The sequence below is a fragment of the Klebsiella oxytoca NBRC 105695 genome (assembly GCF_001598695.1).
Taxonomy (GTDB): Bacteria; Pseudomonadota; Gammaproteobacteria; order Enterobacterales; family Enterobacteriaceae; genus Klebsiella; species Klebsiella oxytoca.
Window position 1 is genome coordinate 779,055 of record NZ_BCZK01000001.1, and the last position, 14,048, is coordinate 793,102.

At 55.0% G+C, this 14,048-nt stretch carries 16 protein-coding genes; 7 read left to right on the plus strand and 9 right to left on the minus strand.

Annotated elements, in window-relative coordinates; translation table 11 throughout:
- The first annotated feature begins 80 nt into the window (after window positions 1–80).
- Window positions 81–722, plus strand: a complete 642-nt coding sequence (locus tag KO1_RS03505; RefSeq protein ID WP_004102708.1) for a riboflavin synthase — start codon at window positions 81–83, stop codon at window positions 720–722.
- A 29-nt stretch (window positions 723–751) separates the two neighbouring features.
- On the opposite strand, the gene cfa is transcribed toward KO1_RS03505, so the two are convergent.
- Both cfa and punC read right to left on the minus strand, forming a co-directional pair.
- Window positions 752–1,900, minus strand: coding sequence for a cyclopropane fatty acyl phospholipid synthase (gene cfa, locus KO1_RS03510; RefSeq protein WP_004102706.1), 1,149 nt, complete (start codon window positions 1,898–1,900; stop codon window positions 752–754).
- 300 nt (window positions 1,901–2,200) lie between these two features.
- Window positions 2,201–3,385, minus strand: coding sequence for a purine nucleoside transporter PunC (punC, locus tag KO1_RS03515; RefSeq protein ID WP_004102704.1), 1,185 nt, complete (start codon window positions 3,383–3,385; stop codon window positions 2,201–2,203).
- A 112-nt stretch (window positions 3,386–3,497) separates the two neighbouring features.
- On the opposite strand from punC, the gene punR reads away from it, so the two are divergent.
- Window positions 3,498–4,409: a DNA-binding transcriptional activator PunR gene (punR, locus tag KO1_RS03520; RefSeq protein WP_004102702.1), complete on the plus strand. Its 912-nt coding sequence runs from the start codon at window positions 3,498–3,500 to the stop codon at window positions 4,407–4,409.
- Window positions 4,410–4,427: 18 nt separating this feature from the next.
- On the opposite strand, the gene purR is transcribed toward punR, so the two are convergent.
- Window positions 4,428–5,453, minus strand: coding sequence for an HTH-type transcriptional repressor PurR (purR, locus tag KO1_RS03525; protein ID WP_004102700.1), 1,026 nt, complete (start codon window positions 5,451–5,453; stop codon window positions 4,428–4,430).
- A gap of 296 nt (window positions 5,454–5,749) precedes the next feature.
- On the opposite strand from purR, the gene cydH reads away from it, so the two are divergent.
- Both cydH and KO1_RS03530 read left to right on the plus strand, forming a co-directional pair.
- Window positions 5,750–5,839 (plus strand): cytochrome bd-I oxidase subunit CydH, encoded by a 90-nt coding sequence (gene cydH / locus KO1_RS28000; protein ID WP_049082851.1) that lies wholly within the window; start codon window positions 5,750–5,752, stop codon window positions 5,837–5,839.
- Between the two features lie 170 nt (window positions 5,840–6,009).
- Window positions 6,010–7,176 (plus strand): MFS transporter, encoded by a 1,167-nt coding sequence (locus KO1_RS03530; protein WP_016810093.1) that lies wholly within the window; start codon window positions 6,010–6,012, stop codon window positions 7,174–7,176.
- 56 nt (window positions 7,177–7,232) lie between these two features.
- Here the strand turns inward: KO1_RS03530 and sodB are convergent, their stop codons facing one another.
- Both sodB and KO1_RS03540 read right to left on the minus strand, forming a co-directional pair.
- Window positions 7,233–7,814, minus strand: a complete 582-nt coding sequence (gene sodB, locus KO1_RS03535) for a superoxide dismutase [Fe] (protein WP_004102696.1) — start codon at window positions 7,812–7,814, stop codon at window positions 7,233–7,235.
- Window positions 7,815–8,125: 311 nt separating this feature from the next.
- Window positions 8,126–8,980, minus strand: a complete 855-nt coding sequence (locus KO1_RS03540; protein ID WP_004102694.1) for a C40 family peptidase — start codon at window positions 8,978–8,980, stop codon at window positions 8,126–8,128.
- Between the two features lie 339 nt (window positions 8,981–9,319).
- Between KO1_RS03540 and grxD the strand changes: the two genes are divergently transcribed.
- On the plus strand, window positions 9,320–9,667 hold the full coding sequence (gene grxD / locus KO1_RS03545; RefSeq protein ID WP_032728362.1) for a monothiol glutaredoxin 4: 348 nt from the start codon (window positions 9,320–9,322) through the stop codon (window positions 9,665–9,667).
- Between the two features lie 50 nt (window positions 9,668–9,717).
- Here the strand turns inward: grxD and rnt are convergent, their stop codons facing one another.
- From rnt to KO1_RS03565, 4 genes are all read right to left on the minus strand, one after another.
- Window positions 9,718–10,362, minus strand: a complete 645-nt coding sequence (gene rnt / locus KO1_RS03550) for a ribonuclease T (protein ID WP_004102691.1) — start codon at window positions 10,360–10,362, stop codon at window positions 9,718–9,720.
- A gap of 106 nt (window positions 10,363–10,468) precedes the next feature.
- Window positions 10,469–10,876 carry a lactoylglutathione lyase gene (gloA, locus tag KO1_RS03555; protein WP_004102689.1) on the minus strand — a complete coding sequence of 136 codons (408 nt, stop codon included), beginning with the start codon at window positions 10,874–10,876 and terminating at the stop codon, window positions 10,469–10,471.
- 79 nt (window positions 10,877–10,955) lie between these two features.
- Window positions 10,956–12,053, minus strand: a complete 1,098-nt coding sequence (locus KO1_RS03560) for an alkene reductase (protein WP_047719778.1) — start codon at window positions 12,051–12,053, stop codon at window positions 10,956–10,958.
- Between the two features lie 53 nt (window positions 12,054–12,106).
- Entirely contained in the window at window positions 12,107–12,706 is a 600-nt protein-coding gene (locus KO1_RS03565; protein WP_024274271.1) for a TetR/AcrR family transcriptional regulator, read from the minus strand.
- Between the two features lie 121 nt (window positions 12,707–12,827).
- On the opposite strand from KO1_RS03565, the gene KO1_RS03570 reads away from it, so the two are divergent.
- Complete coding sequence (locus KO1_RS03570) at window positions 12,828–13,088, plus strand: DUF1289 domain-containing protein (RefSeq protein ID WP_153675721.1); 261 nt, start codon at window positions 12,828–12,830, stop codon at window positions 13,086–13,088.
- Between the two features lie 48 nt (window positions 13,089–13,136).
- Complete coding sequence (locus KO1_RS03575) at window positions 13,137–14,033, plus strand: aldo/keto reductase (protein WP_024274270.1); 897 nt, start codon at window positions 13,137–13,139, stop codon at window positions 14,031–14,033.
- Window positions 14,034–14,048: the final 15 nt, after the last annotated feature.

The following is a 14,048-nucleotide window of genomic DNA, read 5'->3' on the forward strand; positions in this document are numbered from 1 at the left end:
CCTGTTTTGCCACCTGTTATTGTTCGTGTCATAGCCTAAAACGGTCTTGATACCGTTACGAATTCATACAGGAGCAAAATATGTTTACCGGTATTGTGCAGGGGACCGCCAGAGTGGTGGCCATTGATGAAAAACCCAACTTTCGCACCCACGTCGTGGAGCTGCCTGAGCATATGCTTGCGGGGCTCGAAACCGGGGCTTCGGTAGCTCATAACGGCTGCTGTTTAACCGTCACCGATATCGATGGCGCGCGAGTGAGTTTTGACCTGATGAAAGAGACCTTGCGCATCACCAATCTGGGCGCGCTGCGCGAGGGCGACAGCGTTAACGTCGAACGAGCGGCAAAATTCAGCGATGAAATTGGCGGCCACCTGATGTCAGGCCATATTATGACCACCGCGGAAGTGGTTAAAATTCTGACGTCGGAAAATAATCGCCAAATCTGGTTTAAGGTTCAGGACCCGACGCTGATGAAATATATCCTTTATAAAGGCTATATCGGCGTCGATGGTATTAGCCTCACGGTAGGGGAAGTGACGCCCACCCGGTTTTGCGTGCATTTGATCCCGGAAACGCTGCAGCGCACCACCCTTGGCGTGAAAAAGCTGGGGGACCGGGTAAATATTGAGATCGATCCGCAGACTCAGGCCGTTATCGATACCGTTGAGCGCGTTCTGGCGGCAAAAGAAGCAGCAGTGGCCCTGAAAAACGCGGCCGAATAATAAATTCCCCCGCCGAAGCGGGGGAATTTTTAGCGGGCTACGCGCAGGCCGTGTTCGGCACCGCGAGAAAAAACCACCTGCCAGAGCTGAATATCGCGCGCGCGGAAAGCGCCGGCGCAGGCATTCAGGTAATAGCTAAACATGCGTTTGAAGCGCTCCGAATAATTGTCGGCAATTTCCGGCCAGCTATTCAGAAAGCGCTCATACCAGGCCATTAGCGTGGTGTCGTAGTCGGCACCGAAATTATGCCAGTCTTCCATAACAAAATGCGGCTCGCTGGCTTCGGCAATCTGGCGTACTGAGGGCAAACAGCCGTTAGGGAAGATATATTTATCGATCCACGGGTCGACGTTATGGTCGGTTTTTTTCGAGCCGATAGTATGCAGCAGGAAGCGGCCTTCGGGTTTCAAATTCCGGTCGACCACGTCGAAGTAGGTGGCGTAATTTTTCGGCCCGACATGTTCAAACATGCCGACTGAGACGATACGGTCAAAGCTCTCTTGCAGGTCGCGGTAATCCTGCAGCAGGATAGTAACGTCAAGACCTGCGCAGCGCTGCTGGGCCATTTTTTGCTGCTCAGCTGAAATCGTGACGCCGACAACGCTGACCTGGTAATTTTTGGCCATATAGTAGGCCAGTCCACCCCAGCCGCAGCCGATATCCAGCACCCGCATCCCCGGCTCAAGCTGAAGTTTACGGCAGATGAGATCTAATTTTGCCTGCTGTGCGTCTTCCAGATTATGCGCATCCTTCCAGTAAGCGCAGGAATACTGCATATAGGGATCGAGCATGCGGCTGAACAGATCGTTGCCTAAATCGTAATGCTCTTTCCCGACAATCCAGGACCGTTTTTTACTTTGCAGATTGAATAAGCGTGCAGTGGCGATACGCAGGGTATCTTTGAAATGATGGGGAAGCTGATTTTCCAGACCGGCGCGTAATACTTTATGGAAAAATATATCCAGCCGCTCGCAATCCCACCAGCCGTCCATATAGCTCTCGCCTAAACCCAGCGACCCTTCCTGCAAAACGCGTTTAAAAAAATGAGGGTTTTTAATCCGCAAATCGGAGGGCGCAGGACCATTAATTTCAATGCCCGCACGGCTTAATAATTCAGCTGCGATTCGGTACCAGTCATCATTTGGTACACTTACTTCTTCTATACACGATGAACTCATAGCTTCTCCATCACGCCCAAGTGATCAGAACCTTAAAACAGCGTAGACGCTTTTTTGGCTTTGTGAGAAATCTCACGGATAATCCGTAAGGCTGCTATCCGACGTAGAACAGAGGAAGGGAGATAACCCTTGCCGAAAGGCCTTCCATGGTAAAACGGGATGCATCCTGCTCCCGTTAAAAATCAACTAATCTTTCTATTTATGTGATGCCGGATCCAGTATAGGCCGCTAAAAACAGGCTTTCAACAAAAATATCTTAGCAAGCTAACTACTGGATCTGGCAACTATCAGCAGAATACCTTAAGCATGTGACGATTCTGTTTCCAGATGCGCGGCCTTATGCTGCATGCGGTAGCCGATTCCGGCCAGCACGATGGAGACCAGCATCACGCTGGTGGTCGTTAGCAGCGGAGTGGCGATCAGCGTGGAGACCAGCAGGCTGGTCAAAAAACAGAGGCCAAGCTGCAGGGTGTTTTGCAACGCCGCGGCGCGGCCTGTCGCCTCAGGGAAGGGCTTCAATGCCTGGGCGACGACGATAGGATAGATACCGCCATTCACCACTGCCATGGCGCAGAACGGAATCATTAATCCCACCAGGGTTGCATTTTCCCGCAGGCCAACCAGCCAGGTGGCGGCCACGCTGACGGCGAAGATCGCCAGCAGCCACGGCAGAATTTGCTGGCCCTGCCATTTTTGCAGCGCCGCCCGGCAGCCGTAGCCACCTACCAGAAACGCGATGGTTTGCGGAACATAGCTCAGGCCGATAACGGTCGGGCCGTAGCCCATCTCGTGAAGGATAAACGGCGACCCCGTCAGCCAGGCAAAGAAGCTGGCGGAACAGGCGGCATAGATCAGCACGTTGCCGCTATATTCCCGCGAACGCAGCAGGGCGAGGAACGTAAGCTTCTGCTGGGCGCTGACGATCCTTTTTTTCGCCGCCTTCAGGCGCAGGGCTGGCAGCATTAACAGCAGGGTAATGGCGAACAGAACGGCAAAAATAGCCTGCCATTCAAAATGAACCAGTAACCAGCTGCCGAGCAGCGGCGCCAGCGCAGGCGATAATCCCACCAGGGGCATAATGGCGGCGAAAATGCGGTTGGTTTTTTGAGCAGGATAATAATCGGTCACCATAGCCTGCCAGGTCACCGCGGCGGCGCAAACCCCCAGAGCCTGGATAAAACGCAGCGCCAGCATCAGCGTAGCATCGCGGACCCAAAGCATGCCCAGACAGCCGATGGCAAAGATGGCCAGTCCGCTCAACAGCACCGGTTTACGGCCGTAACGATCGGAGATGGGCCCCCAGAAAAGCTGGCCCAGCGCAAAGCCCGCGAGAAACAGACTCAGGCTGGCGCTGATCGACGCCGCTGAGGTATGCAGATCTTGCTGCATGGCCGCAAAAGCCGGCAGGTACATATCGGTGGCCAGAAAGCCCAGAACGCTGAGTCCGGCCAGCCAGACTAAAAATCCTTTCCCAGGTTGTTGCATATCATTCTCTTTTTAGTGATGCAGGTACGATGGCGCAGAGTGTAGGGAGTGCATTCAGGCTTGTGAAACGCTAATATTTGTCAGGTGAATTCAAAAATTTTGCAGGCAGAAAATGTGGTCTGAATACTCGCTTGAAGTTGTCGATGCTGTCGCCCGCAACGGCAGCTTTAGCGCCGCTGCGCAGGAATTGCACCGCGTCCCTTCGGCCGTCAGCTATACCGTGCGTCAGCTGGAAGAGTGGCTGGCGGTGCCGCTATTTGAACGCCGCCATCGGGATGTCGAGCTAACCCCTGCCGGCGTTTGGTTTTTGCAGGAAGGGCGATCTGTTATCAAAAAAATGCAGATCACCCGCCAGCAGTGTCAGCAGATAGCCAACGGCTGGCGCGGACAGCTCTCTATCGCGGTGGATAATATCGTTAAGCCAACGCGTATGCGGCAGATGATCGTTGATTTCTATCGTCACTTTGATGACGTTGAGCTGATTGTTTTTCAGGAGGTGTTCAACGGCGTCTGGGATGCGCTGGCCGACGGTCGCGTGGAGCTGGCGATCGGCGCAACGCGCTCAATTCCGGTCGGGGGCCGCTACGCCTTTCGTGATATGGGAATGCTGAGCTGGGACTGCGTCGTCGCAAGCCACCATCCGCTGGCCAAAATGACGGGACCTTTAAGCGATGACGTCCTGCGCAACTGGCCATCGCTGGTCAGAGAGGATACTTCACGCTCGCTGCCGAAGCGGACCACCTGGCTGCTCGATAACCAGAAGAGGGTGGTTGTGCCGGACTGGGATGCCTCTGAAACCTGTCTCTCCGCGGGGCTGTGCGTCGGGATGGTGCCCGGGCATTTAGCAAAGCCGTGGCTCGATAGCGGTGAATGGACGGCGCTGGAGCTGGAGAACCCATTCCCGGATGCTGCCTGCTGTCTGACGTGGCAGCAAAGCGATGCCTCTCCGGCCCTGTTATGGCTGCTGGATTATCTTGGCGATAGCGAAACGCTGAATCGGGAGTGGCTGCGGGCGCCGGAATAACCGACGCCGCAGGAAAGGTTAACGGCGGTAATCGACAAACGGGCCGTCGGCCACAGAGCGGCGCTCGACCAGACGCGGATGGACTTCAATCGACTGCGAGACTTCGCGCTTATTGACGATGCGATCCAGCAGCATATTAAAGGCCGCTTCGCCCAGAGAGTCTTTAGGCTGATGGATGGTGGTCAGCGCCGGGCTGAAGTAGCGGGCGTTGCGCACGTTATCATAACCGATCAGCGAAATATCCTGCGGCACGCGCAGCCCCATTTCATCCGCCGCGCAGATGGCGCCCATGGCCATAATATCGCCGCCGCAGAAAATAGCCGTCGGGCGAGGATGCTGGTTGAGAATTTGCTGCATGGCGCGATAGCCGGACTCCGGTTCAAAATCGCCCTGGACAATCCAGTTTTCCGGAACGCCGATCTGCGCTTCTTCCATGGCTTTCATAAAGCCTGCCAGCCGGCCCGCACCGGTGTTACGCTCCAGTGGGCCTGGGATCACGCCGATATCGCGGTGGCCGCGTTCAACCAGGTAGCGTCCGGCAATATAGCCGCCTTCGAAGGCGTTATCGACGACCGAATCAGTAAAGTCGGCTTTTGCCTCGCCCCAGTCCATGACCACCATCGGGATGTGGCGATACTCTTCCAGCATGCTTAAAACTGATTCCGGATACTCGGAGCACATCACCAGCAGGCCATCAACGCGCTTCTGCGCCATCATTGACAGATAGGCGCGCTGTTTCTCCGGGTCGTTCCAGGCGTTGCCGAGGATAAGGGTATAGCCCTTCTGGAAGCAGTTTTTCTCGACTGCTTCGATAATCTCGGCGAAATAAGCCGCTTCGCTGCTGGTCGCCAGCAGACCAATAGACTTGGTGTGATTGACCTTCAGGCTGCGAGCAACGGCGCTGGGGGAGTAATGCAGCTCCTTAATGGCCGCCCATACCGCATTGCGCGTCTCTTCCGCTACGAATCGGGTTTTGTTAATTACATGTGATACTGTTGTAGTGGAAACGTTTGCGCGTTTCGCTACATCTTTAATAGTTGCCATTACTTCTCACTCCAGACCTTGACCTGATCGTCTGTTTATCGGTACGTAAACGATTGCCTGTACACACCCTGGCGCCAAAATGGATCATGGCATCACGTCGGGAAAACGACACAGAACGACAGGAAGGGGTCAATGGCCGATACGCTTTCAAATTAGCGTGGGATTTTGTCCGATCTTGGGGCAAAGGGGAAGAGCAAAAATGTGCATCACTCTAAATCTCGGAAGATTTTTACGCTATTCTGTGTAAAAATGAGCAAGCTCACTTTTCATGTGGGGATAATCAGGGGGAAAAATTGATGGATACAAATTTAAAGTTTTCGCTGACGACAACGATTATTGTTCTGGGTTTGATTGTTGCCGCAGGTTTGACTGCAGTACTGCACTAATTCTTTACTGAGAGGGAGGGGCCGCTCTCCCTTTACCCCCCCGCCTATTATTATCAATTTCGCAAAAATCTTTTGCCATTTCGTTTACTTTTGTTTTTCTGTGATTGATGTCATGCTTTTGACTTCTGAATAAGATGCCGTCGCTGAAGGCGGCCTGATGGAGTTCCTGCATGAAAATCAACTTTCCCCTGCTCGCACTGGCGATCGGCGCCTTTGGTATCGGCACGACCGAGTTCTCCCCGATGGGACTATTACCGGTTATTGCTAAAGGCGTGGATGTGTCCATTCCGGCGGCGGGAATGCTCATTAGCGCTTATGCCATCGGCGTGATGGTCGGTGCGCCGTTAATGACCCTGCTGCTCTCCCACCGCGCGCGCAGAAATGCGCTAATCTTTCTGATGGCCATTTTTACCCTCGGTAATGTGCTCTCTTCAATTGCCCCGGATTACACTACGCTGCTGCTGTCGCGCATTATTACCAGCCTCAACCACGGCGCCTTCTTCGGTCTCGGCTCGGTGGTGGCGGCGAGCGTGGTGCCTAAACATAAGCAGGCCAGCGCGGTAGCAACGATGTTTATGGGGCTGACGATCGCCAATATCGGCGGCGTTCCTGCGGCAACCTGGCTGGGCGAAACTATCGGCTGGCGAATGTCGTTTCTGGCAACGGCGGGGCTGGGCGTTGTAGCGATGATCGGCCTGTGGCTGTCGCTACCGAAGGGCAGCGCCGGCGAACGTCCGGACGTGAAGCAGGAACTTGCGGTGCTGATGCGTCCGCAGGTGCTGTCGGCGCTATTGACCACCGTGTTGGGCGCCGGGGCGATGTTCACGCTTTATACCTATATCTCCCCGGTTCTGCATACCATCACCCACGCTTCACCGCTGTTTGTGACCGCCATGCTGGTGCTGATTGGCGTCGGTTTCTCGCTGGGTAACTATCTCGGCGGTAAGTTTGCCGACCGTTCCGTTACCGCAACGCTGAAGGGCTTTCTTCTGCTGCTGATGGTCATTATGCTGGCGATCCCGCTGCTGGCTCAGTCGCAGGTGGGAGCGGCGATAAGTATGGTTGTCTGGGGGGCGGCGACGTTTGCGGTGGTACCGCCTTTGCAGATGCGCGTGATGCGCGTCGCTCATGAGGCGCCGGGGCTGTCTTCATCGGTTAATATCGGGGCCTTCAATCTTGGTAACGCGCTGGGCGCGGCGGCGGGCGGCGCGGTTATATCCGGCGGCCTGGGATATGCGTTCGTACCGGTGATGGGAGCGATTATCGCGGGCGTAGCGCTACTGCTGGTGCTGTTCAGCGGGCGGGCGCAACCGGAAGAGGCGTTTGCTAACCATTAAGTTCACGTGAAGTGAAATAATAACCGCAGAAGCAGCAATGCTTCTGCGGTTGGCTTTTATGCTGCCAGATTAGCGGCAACAAACTTCCAGTTTACCAGCGCCCAGAAGTGTTCCAGATAGTTCGGACGGGCGTTACGGTAGTCGATGTAATACGCATGTTCCCAGACATCCACGGTCAGCAGCGGGGTAGCGTCGCTGGTCAGCGGCGTACCGGCGTTGCTGGTAGAGACGATGGCCAGGCTACCGTCGGCATTTTTCACCAGCCAGGTCCAGCCTGCGCCGAAATTTTTTGCCGCCGCGTCGGTGAATTTGGCCTTGAAATCCGCGAAGCTGCCGAAGGATTTAGCGATAGCCGCCGCCAGTTCGCCTTCCGGTTCGCCACCGGCGTTTGGTGCCAGGCAGTTCCAGTAGAAGGTGTGGTTCCAGACCTGCGCGGCGTTGTTGAAGACGCCGCCATCGGAAGAACGCACGATCTCTTCCAGGGTTTTGCCTTCAAACGCGGTGCCTTTGATCAGGTTGTTAAGGTTAGTCACATAGGCCTGGTGGTGCTTACCGTAGTGGTATTCCAGGGTTTCCGCTGAAATGTGCGGCGCCAGGGCGTCTTTTGCATATGGTAATGCAGGTAATTCGAACGACATTGCTACTCTCCTTTTTATCGTTATACCCTTCATAATCCCAGCGGCATCTGTATTAACTGCCTGCACTTACCCCGGTCATGTACTGTTGTTCGCTCCCGGGATGCGCTGAGCTGCCGCAAGACTCGGCTTATGCCTCGCCCCTTTGAGGCCTGCGCAAGCGCGGTTCAAAACGGCAGGGCGTTCTGTGATGCTGCTGCAATTATTCTGGGTCTGGTGCGCGCAATAACCCTGTATTGCGCAAGGTAATAGTAGCAAATTAAAAGATGTGGCAAAAGAGAGAGTTACCCTGTCGCCGCAGCGACAAGGCACATTTAGCGAATGGTTTTCGGCGTCATAACGCGACGCGCGCCGACGTAGTGGCGTACCCAGTAATCGTCGCTTAAAGAGGTAATCTGTATATCGCGACCGGTGCGCGGAGACTGGATAAACTTGCCGTTGCCGACGTATACCCCGACGTGATCTGCCGTCCCGCGCCCGCGGGTGCGGAAGAAGACGAGATCCCCGCTTTGCAGCTCGCCGCGATCCACTGGACGAGCGTCGCGCAGGTGATACATCTCATTGGCAGTGCGCGGAATATGAATTTTAACCAGGTCTTTATAGGCGTAATAGACCAGACCACTGCAATCAAATCCGGTGCGCGGAGAGGTCCCGCCCCAGCGATAAGGTTTGCCAATCTGATCCATCAACTTTGACATCGCGGTGCTTTGCGCTTTTTGTACCCGCGCTTTATGCGCATCGGCGATAGTCAGCTGCGGCTCGTCGGCAATGGGTTTGCAGCGGGTTTTATAGCCTTTACGCGCCACGCACTTTTTCTGCAGGCTCGCCGCGGCCAGCTTGCTTTCCGCAATCGACCTTGTCGAGCTGGCGCACAGCTTTTTGTAGCCCTTGCGCAGGACGCATTTTTTGGTGGCGCTGGCGGTCTGGCGTGAAGCGGTTGTTTTGCTGCGGCTGGCGGTCGGTGTTTTTTTGCTGGAGGTTTTGGCGGTGGTTTTGCTTTTGGAACTGGCTGCTTTTTTCTTACGCTCTGCGGTAGTGCCTTTAGCCGGATGCGCTTTGGGCGTGGCCGAAGCGTGCGTATGCCCGGAAGCATGCGCCAGCGGCGTAAGTGAAATAGATGTGAAAAGTAATGCACAGAGCGAAATCGCGATTTTGTTAAGACGCGCCACTGAGCAATCCCCTGATTAAATTACAGACATATACCTATGCCTGACGATGAATGACAAAACGCATCGATTCTAAAGCATAAAATCGTGGAAAGTTAATACTCTTTTGTATCTAAAGTCTCGTTTGGTTAACATTTGCAAAAAAATGCGTCTCCCGGCGGGCTCGCCGCATGAAAAACGCGCAATGCGTTGCTGCGTATAGCAATAAAATGATATTTTTGAGGCAACTTTTGCCTACAGAAGATAAAATGTAGCAAGTGAAAAAAATGTTATTATCGGTCCTGCGTTCAGGGCGCTACAATGACAAATTACTGCCGTAGAGAAGTTTAAGGAAGCACGACAATGAGCACGACTTTAGAAAAAATCCAACGTCAAATCGCTGAAAACCCGATCCTGCTGTATATGAAAGGGTCTCCGAAGCTGCCAAGCTGCGGTTTCTCCGCTCAGGCCGTTCAGGCGCTCTCTGCCTGTGGCGAACGTTTTGCCTACGTCGATATCCTGCAAAACCCGGACATCCGCGCGGAGCTGCCTAAATACGCTAACTGGCCAACCTTCCCGCAGCTGTGGGTAGACGGTGAGCTGGTCGGCGGCTGTGACATCGTGATTGAAATGTATCAGCGCGGCGAACTGCAGCAGCTGATCAAAGAAACGGCCGCTAAGTCCAAAACTGACGAGCCGAAAGCAGAGTAATTTTGCTTTAAATAAAAAAGCGACTTCCCGTGAAGTCGCTTTTTTTTCATTTATTCTTCGGCCACAGGTAAGGGCCAGCCGCCAAGACGCTTCCAGCGGTTGACGATTTCGCAGAATAGCTGCGCCGTTTGTTCGGTATCGTAAAGCGCAGAGTGGGCCTGAGTCCCGTCAAATGCCATTCCGGCGGCGATACAGGCTTTCGACAATACCGTTTGGCCAAGCGCAAGACCGCTCAGGGCCGCGGTATCGAAGGTGACGAACGGATGGAATGGATTACGTTTCAGCCCCGCACGTTCTGCCGCCGCCATGGTAAAGCTATGGTCGAAGGTGGCGTTATGCGCGACCATAATAGCGCGGCTGCAGTCGCTCTCTTTCATGCCCTTGCGGATCATTTTAAAAATCGCGTGCAGCGCATCGTATTCGCTCACCGCGCCGCGCTCGGGATCGTTGGGGTTAATACCGTTAAAAGCCAGAGCTTCGGGCTGCAGGTTAGCGCCCTCAAAAGGTTCAACATGAAAATGCAGCGTTTCGTCCGGCATGAGCCAGCCTTCTTCGTCCATTTTCAGCGTAATAGCGGCGATCTCCAGCAGGGCGTCGGTTTTGGCATTAAATCCGGCGGTCTCAACATCAATTACCACTGGATAAAAACCGCGAAAACGGTCGCACAGACCATTCAGTTGAGCGTTCTCGGACATCAGATTCTCTTAGCTGGAAAAAAGTAGCGCGCATTATGGCAAATTTTGCCGCGGCTTGCAGCAGGAAGGGGATAAAACAGCGGGCACCGCGGGCGCCCGCAGCAGATTAGTTGCCGAGGCCTTTTCCGGCGTCTTTCTCTTCAATCAGCTCGATTTTATAACCATCCGGATCTTCGACGAAGGCGATGACCGTCGTACCGCCTTTAACCGGGCCGGCTTCACGGGTCACATTGCCGCCGTTCTGACGAATACGTTCGCAGGCTTCCGCCGCGTTTTCAACGCTCAGCGCAATATGACCATACGCGTTACCGAGATCGTACTTATCCACGCCCCAATTGTAGGTCAGCTCAATCACGGCGGTATCGCTTTCTTCGCCGTAACCCACGAATGCCAGCGAGTATTTATATTCAGTGTTTTCGCTGGTGCGCAGCAGTTTCATGCCCAGCACATTGGTGTAAAACTCAATAGAACGTTGCAGGTCGCCAACGCGCAGCATGGTGTGAAGTAAGCGCATAATGTCCCCTATGCAGTTTATTTTGATACATCAGAGCGTTGAGTATAGCGGCGATAACCCGCCGCTATCAATGGAGGGATTACAGGGTAGGGTAATCGGTATAACCTTCCGCGCCGCCGCCGTAGAAGCTTTCCGGACGCTGTGGGTTCAGAGCGGCTTTTTTCTGCAGGCGCGCCACCAGGTCCGGGTTAGCAATGTAGTCGCGACCAAAGGCCACGGCATCGATCAGCCCTTTACCGATCAGATCGTTGGCCTTTTCAACCGTGTAGGCGCCCGCGCCGATAATAGCGCCCGGGAAACGGTCGCGCACTTTCTGGCGGAACTCATCGCTGTACGGTTGGCCGCCAGCCCAGTCCGGTTCGGACATGTGCAGGTAGGCAATACCGCGTTTCGCCAGCTCTTCGATCAGATAGAGCGCATCGGCTTCTTCATTCGGGCCATTATCGACGTTCTGGAAACTGCCGATGGGCGAGACGCGAATACCGATACGGTCGGCGCTCCACTCTTCACTCACCGCATCAACCACTTCCAGCACCAGGCGAGCGCGATTTTCCACGCTGCCGCCGTACTGGTCAGTACGATGGTTGGCAGAAGGGGAAAGGAACTGGTGCAGCAGGTAACCGTGGGCGGAGTGCAGTTCGACAAGATCGAATCCGGCATCGCGGGCGTTACCTACCGCCTGACGGAAATCATCAACGATCCCTGGGATCTCGTGGGTTTCGAGCGCGCGCGGCATTGAGGTGTCAACGCGAATGGCATGGCCGTTTTCGTCGCGCAGCGAAGTCCGGGTGCCCGCGCTGATGGCCGATGGCGCAACCGGGGCGGCGCCGCCGGGCTGGATGCTGCTGTGCGAAATACGCCCGGTATGCCACAGCTGGACGGCAATACGCCCGTTTTCAGCGTGGACGCCGGCGGTGATCTTTTTCCATGCGGCAATCTGTTCCGGACTGTGCAGCCCTGGCGCACCCGCGTAGCCTTTAGCCTGAGCGGAAATCTGGGTCGCTTCGGAAATAATCAGGCCGGAGCTGGCGCGCTGGCGGTAGTATTCGCCCATCAGCGGGGTGGGAATATCCCCCGGCTCAATACTGCGCAGACGCGTTAGCGGAGCCATAAACACGCGATTCGGCACGGTTACCGCACCTACTTTCAACGGGGTAAACAACTTTGATTCTGACATAATGACTCCTGAGTAGACCGGTCGTCTTGAAACGGGTTAAATAAAAACGCCTGTTATAGGGCAGGCGCAGCAATAATTTTTTTAGCGTGGGCCAGGGCGCTTTCCAGCGGCGTTGCGCTGTGCGTAATCTTGGCCTGCAGATTCGCCCCCAGCCACAGAGAGTAAAGCACCTGCGAGAGCGTTAATGCGTCACCGTCAAACGTGAGGCTACCTTCCTGACGGCCTTGCTCCAGCGCATCGGCCAGCAGGGTAATGATCTGACTGGCCCCTTTATCCATCGCGGTGCGCATATCTTCCGACAGATCGCAGACCTCTGCCGACAGCTTCACCGTCAGGCAGCCGCTAATGATGCCCTGCTGGCAAAACTGGGTCAGCGCATGCTGATAATAGGCCAAAAGGCGGTCGCGATAGTTTCCCTCGCCGTGGGCAAAATGCTCAACCAGGCGCTGAAGATATCCGGCGTAGTGATGGTCGAGCAGCGCTACGCCAAAGGCTTCTTTAGAGCGAAAATAGTGATAGAAAGAACCTTTCGGCACTTCCGCTGTTTTTAGCAGTTCACTCAGCCCCATACCGGTAAAACCCCGATGCATACAAAGCTGCTCGCCGGTGGCCAGGATATGTTCGCGGGTATTGCATTCACTGTGTTTGTTCATGGCGCTCACTGTAATAGACCGATTGGTCTAATGCAAGCCATAATTAAAAATGCTGCCTGGCGCAGAGGGCGACGAACAAAATTTGCGTACGGCGGATGAAACGTCTTCAATAAAGACAGAGATGAGCGGCTGGAGAGGCGAAGTGGCTGAACAACTGGAGTTCTTCCCGGTACAGAGTCCCTGCCGGGGGATTTGTCAGTCTGATGAACGCGGCTACTGCCGGGGGTGCATGCGTAGCCGCGATGAGCGTTTCAACTGGCAGAAAATGAGCGATGCGCAAAAGCAGGATGTTCTGCGTCTGTGTCGCCAGCGGCTGCTGCGTAAATTACGCGCAGCTAAGCAGGATAGTGCGGAAGAACCGCAGCAACCCTCACTGTTTTAAGCAAAAAATTGCGTATACTCAGGACACTTTTTTATTGAGGAAGCTGTTATGGTTCAGCGTATTGCTATGGCTCCCCAGGGGCCGGAATTCTCTCGTTTCGTGATGGGCTACTGGCGTCTGATGGACTGGAAGATGTCCGCTCAGGCGCTGGTGGGCTTTGTGGAGCAACACCTGGAGCTAGGCATCACCACCATCGATCATGCCGACATTTACGGCGACTATCGCTGTGAGGCGGCGTTTGGCGAAGCGCTAAAGCTGGCGCCCCATCTGCGCAACCGGATGGAGATCGTCACCAAATGCGGAATTGCCACGAAAGCGCGGGCAGAAAATACCATCGGCCACTATATTACCGACCGCGACCATATTGTGCTGAGCGCGGAGCAGTCGCTGCGTAATCTGGCGACCGACCATCTGGACCTGCTGCTGATTCATCGCCCGGACCCGCTGATGGATGCTGACGAAGTGGCTGAGGCCTTCCTGGCTTTACATCATAGCGGCAAGGTTCGCCACTTCGGCGTGTCGAACTTTACCCCCGCCCAGTTTACCCTGCTGCAGTCGCGCCTGCCGTTTACCCTGGCGACTAATCAGGTGGAAATTTCCCCGGTTCACCAGCCGCTGCTGCTTGACGGTACGCTCGATCAGCTTCAGCAGCTGCGTATCCGACCGATGGCCTGGTCCTGCCTCGGCGGCGGTCGTTTGTTTAACGACGAAAGCTTCCAGCCGCTGCGCGATGAGCTGGCCCGCGTCGCTCAGGAGCTCAATGCGGAAAGCATTGAGCAGGTGGTGTACGCCTGGATCCTGCGTCTGCCGTCGCAGCCGCTGCCAATTATCGGTTCAGGAAAAATTGAGCGCGTGCGCTCGGCGGTTGTCGCTGAAAAGCTAAATATGAGCCGTCAGCAGTGGTTCCGCATTCGCAAAGCGGCCTTAGGCTACGACGTTCCGTAAACACCGACACCTCAG